2 protein-coding genes and 1 pseudogene are annotated in these 4,870 nt (G+C 57.8%); all 3 read right to left on the reverse strand.

The features are described from left to right. The coding region (locus L0664_RS18400; RefSeq protein ID WP_235227367.1) for a two-partner secretion domain-containing protein at positions 1-2,951 on the reverse strand (2,951 nt) is incomplete at its 3' end. A gap of 10 nt (positions 2,952-2,961) precedes the next feature. Next, positions 2,962-4,593 (reverse strand): ShlB/FhaC/HecB family hemolysin secretion/activation protein, encoded by a 1,632-nt coding sequence (locus tag L0664_RS18405; protein WP_235227368.1) that lies wholly within the window; start codon positions 4,591-4,593, stop codon positions 2,962-2,964. Further along, positions 4,580-4,870: pseudogene (locus tag L0664_RS18410) on the reverse strand (hypothetical protein); the annotation flags it as partial. The gene L0664_RS18405 and the pseudogene L0664_RS18410, both read right to left, overlap by 14 nt.

Genomic DNA, 4,870 nt, shown 5'->3' on the forward strand with positions numbered 1-4,870 from the left:
TCGACCAGATAGCTGGCATCAGGGTCAACGTTGGTGACAACCAATGCCGGATTGCCGATAGACCCCGCTGTGATGCCGGAAATATCACTGCCCAGCGGCGTCAGATTGAGATCTGTGGGTTCTATGGTGGTAAGACTAGGAACCTTCGCAATACTATCAGTGGTTTGGGTGTTTTGCGTCACCGCACCGTTTTGGATATAGCCTGTAATGGTTCCACTGATGTTGCCACCTGCCTCGATCCTGGAAAAGACAGCCCCGATTTGGTGCACTGCGGGTGGGTCAATCTCGGTCCAATAGACATCGTGGCGATTATGAACGAGTCCCTCGCGATAAAATCGGTGGATATTACGCACATTTTCCACAGTCTCGACCAAATCAAGGCCTTCGTTGCGGAGTGATCCAAAATCCAACATAAGATCACCGCTAGCCGAAATAAGGCTATAAGTATTCGCACCCGCGTCCCCGCTGAGCGTCATGTCTGCTCCTGCGATAATCTGTGCAGGCAAACCAAAGCCTGCAGCCGTCTGGGTGGTGGTGGTTTCCTCACTGATGGTCTGCGTGCAATCGTATTTTGTACCGCCATTGCAGGTACCGGTTTGGGTCGCATCATTTTGTGTGACCACAGTTTCGCTCACAACTGGCGTATCTGCCAAGTTTTCAAACACCGCCGCCGCGATTTGAAGATCGCCCGAGAACGTCTCGACAAGGCCGCCGTTTTGGTTGGTAAACTGCGCTGCGCGTGCATCCACCGCGCCGGACGCGCCGCCCATCACCATATCATCCTGCGCAAGCAACGCGCCGCCGTCGTTGATCACGGCCCCGTCACTCAGGATTTGCAGCAGGTTCTGGCCATACAAAACGCCCGTTTGCGTGTTGGTAACGTCGCCCGCGCTTGTGATCAGGACGCGCCCGTCCGTGGATGCAATCGCGCCCGCATTGCTAAGACTTGCCAGCGTGAATACTGCGTCATCGGCGGCGGTAATCTCGCCACCCTCGGCGTTCACCAAATCAGGCTGACCGCCCGCGACGCTAAGCCAGCCGTCCGACAACACAGTGCCCGTATTTGTCACCGTACCCGATGCCGCAACCATAAGTGCGCCCACGCCGTAGGCCGTGCCATCATTGGTGATTTGTGCCGCCTCGAGGCGAAGATCGCTCGCGCGCAAAACGCCCGCAGCTGTGTTGGTTATCACCCCAGCCGTCAGATCGACAATGCCGCTGGCTTGAACGGTCCCGCTGATGCTCACCGCGCCGCTCGCATCGACATCAACCTGCGCGCCAGAAAGCGTGCCATCCACAAACATATCACCCGCAGTGGCCGTCGCTGTGAGCGTGCCACCAATGCTTTGGGCGGTGGCGTCAAAATCAAGCCCTTGCCCCGACAACAACAGCGCGTCGCCCGATTGCAGAACGCCACCATTCACAGTCAGAATACCGCCTGCATTTTCCAGCGAAAGCCGTTGCCCCGCCTGCAATACACCGTCCAGCGCCTCAAGACGGGTCAGCGCAAATCGCGCGTCCGCCGTGGCCACAAACTGACCCGCCGGAATGCCGCCTTGCGCTGCAATATTCAGCGCCTGTGTCACAACATCGATGCTGCCACCCGACGCCGCCGTCGCCCCCCACAAGGTCAGCGTGTCGGTCGCAGTTAATGACAGGTTTGCGACGCTCGTGTCGCCCGTTCCACCGGATGCACCGGCCATAAATTGCGCGTCTTGACCCACGTCTATCTCCGCAGCCGTGATCACGACATCGCCGTAGGACAACACCTGCGCAGATTGCTCCATCAGCATGTTACGGCCAATATTCGCGGTGATGCTGTCTGCAGACACAAGTTCTGCGCGCGCACCCAGATCGACGTCGCGCGCGATATCAAAAACCGCCGCCGCTTGTGCGACAATCTTGGCGTCTGCTGCCACGATCAAATCTTGCGCACTGGTAATTGTAAGGCCTGCGTTCGATGTCAGGCTTTGGTCAACCTGCACTGATCCGCGGGTCGTGGTCACTTGCGCTGGCCCAACGGATGACACACGGCCCAAAACCAAACGTCCATCTGCGGTCAATGTCATCTGGCCCGTGCTGGCGGCCATTTCACGCGGCGCGCGCACGCCCACACCGTCTTCGGTCGATGTGATGGTGATTGCGCCGGCATACATGCCGCCAAAGACCGTGCTGTCGATCGCCAAGTCGGGTGATGTGGACCCGTCATCCGCGCGTTCACGGATTTCGCCCGTGGCATAAATCACGTCATTGCGGCCCGCGATCACATGAATACGTTGGCCTTGCACGGATCCGGCGACCGTAATCTGGCGCGAAATCAGATCAAAGCGCGTGGTATCAGACGCATCAAGGCCGCCCTCACCCACTGCAATCGTGCCGTCATCAACGGCCACACCGCTGAACTGTCCACTGTCATAGATCGGCGTGCCTGTCGTCAGCGTCAAACGGTTGGTGTTCAGGAATCCGCAGCCATCGCAGGTCATACCATACGGGTTGGCGACGATCACATCCGCCCGCGTGCCTGCTACTTCAAGGTAGCCACCAAGGGTGCTTGGGCTGCCGCCGACGACCTCGTTCAGGATAATGCTGGCTGATCCGTTTTGAAGGTTCGTGTTGCCTGCGATGACGCCGCCCAGTTGCGTTTGTGCGAAATTGCCGTCGATGTTGTTCAGGATCAGGCCTTCGGCTCCGACATTGAATTGATCATAGGTATTATGGGACAGACCTTGCGCATCGGGCGTTTGAATATTGACCACACCAACCCCGTTGGGGGCCGTGATCACGGCCGGTCCGCCTGCGGTGGGGACGACGCTTTGTGCAAGAACAGGTTGCACCGTGATCAAGACACACGACAACGCAGCCACACTTTGACGCAGCCCTTCGCGGATGCGCGCGCGCAAAACAGAAAAGCCACTGCGCGACATATTATGCGAGGTCGTTTTCGAAGTCATGTTCATGTTCTTAATACCTGTTCCATAAGCTTTCAAAAACTGACACTTCACCGTCAGGGCGCGCCACGCCCGTCGGTGTCGATAGTATTTCGGCGTAACTGACATCAAACGACAGCGCCGCCCCGATGCTGCGCACACCGATCACAGCGCCACTGACACCGCCCCCCGTGACACCCAGACTTGTCTGATCAGCGATCCAGCCACAGTCAAGCCCACCATATAACTGCAACTGGCCGTAAATATCGTTACGCTCGGCCGGGGCACCCCAGCGCATTTCATTGCGCCACAAAATACCCGAACTGCCTGCCACGACCTGCTCACGCGCACCGCGCACGGTGTCGTTGCTGCCCAACCCGAACTGCTGCGCACCATAAAGCCGATCCGCGCTGATTTGAACCGACAGGTTGCTTTGCCAACTGAACGCGTCATCCGTCTCAAATGTGCGGAAATACGACAGCGATCCGTCCACCAGCGTATACTGCGCATCAGGAAGGCCAATAAGCTTTGTGCTGGCATCATCAGCCCCGAAAATATCAAGACCTTGTTCCAGACCAGCCGATGCTGTCAGCTGACCGCCATTCCAAACCGTTTCATGGCGCGCCCCAAGCTGAAGCGATGTAATCACTTGCGATGACGCCTCGATCCGCGCGCCCGCAATGCGGTTTTCGCTATCACGACGGGTCAGCCGCGCGTTGAGGTAGGTCTTGCTGTCACGGTCGCGTTCCAGTAGCCGCTCAACTCCGATAAAGGCCGTGCGCGTATCACCGGTGACCACGACGTTGCTAATCGCACCGGGGGTCTCGGTCGCATAATCCGACCATCCAAGCCCAAATTCCGTACTCCAAGGCCCGCGCGGCAACGTCAGCCCAAGATCAACACTGCGCGTACCGGGACCATCGTAATTCACATCAAACGGGTTGTCGCGGATCGATTTGCTTGCATCCAACGTCAACACGTCGTTCAGCCCAAGCAGGTTTGAAAACGACATATTGGCCGTGGTGATGAACTGCCCCGTGGCCACAGTTTGGCCGGGATCCTCATTCTCGAGGCCCAGATTGTTCGTGCCCAGACGAAAATCCCAAGGCCGCTGTGTCAAGGCCGTCACTTCAAGCACGGATGCACCATCTTGCGCACCCGGCGTCAATTCAATCTCGGCACTGTAGCCAGGCATGGAGCGGATAACATCGAGGCCTTGTTCGACCTCGCGCAGGTTTACTGGTTCCCCCACAAGACCGGGAAACACACGTTCCTGCCAATGCGGTTGCGCCTGCCCGTTCATATCAATGCGCGCAAGACTGCCTTCAATCACGCGAATTTCAAGCTGGCGATCCGCAAGGTTTTGTTCCGGCAAATACGCACGCGCCGCGATATATCCGCGATCCACATAGGCCAGCGACACCGCCTGCAACAAATCATCGATCTGCGACAATCCAAGACAGCGGCCCGCAAAAGGCGCCGTCAATGCCTGTTGCGCAGGCTCATCAATCAAGGTGATGCCGATCAGATCGATCTGGTTCACGTCCAGACAAAAATCCTGCGCCTGCGCAGTTTGGGGGGCCAATACAATCGCACCCACCAGCCCAGCCACCGCCAAGAACGTCCTTGCGGGGCCGGTACGAAAAGGGGTGTTACGGGTTGCCATCAGCCATGTCTGCCAATTTCGCTTCCGTCCACGCGCGTGCCTGCGCTTGTCCTGCCAAAACATCACCAGATGTCATGCTTGCTTCAAGACGGTCACGATAGACTGCCGCTTCGTTCAATCCACGCACCGCAGCAAGACTGGACCACGCATAGGCGCCAACCAAATCGGGCGTCTCTTGTGTCTCAAGAAGTTGGGCAAGGCTGAACATCGCAACCGGATTGCCAGCCTCTGCTGCCGTGCTAAACCGCGTTTGTGCGGTGTTAACATCGCCGTCCGA

Origin of the sequence: Octadecabacter dasysiphoniae, assembly GCF_021532615.1 — a bacterium.
Classification (GTDB): domain Bacteria; phylum Pseudomonadota; class Alphaproteobacteria; order Rhodobacterales; family Rhodobacteraceae; genus Octadecabacter; species Octadecabacter dasysiphoniae.

Excerpts from the sequence above, each read along its gene's own strand:
- L0664_RS18405 (WP_235227368.1), bottom strand. The coding sequence starts at position 4,593 with ATGGCAACCCGTAACACCCCTTTTCGTACCGGCCCCGCAAGGACGTTC.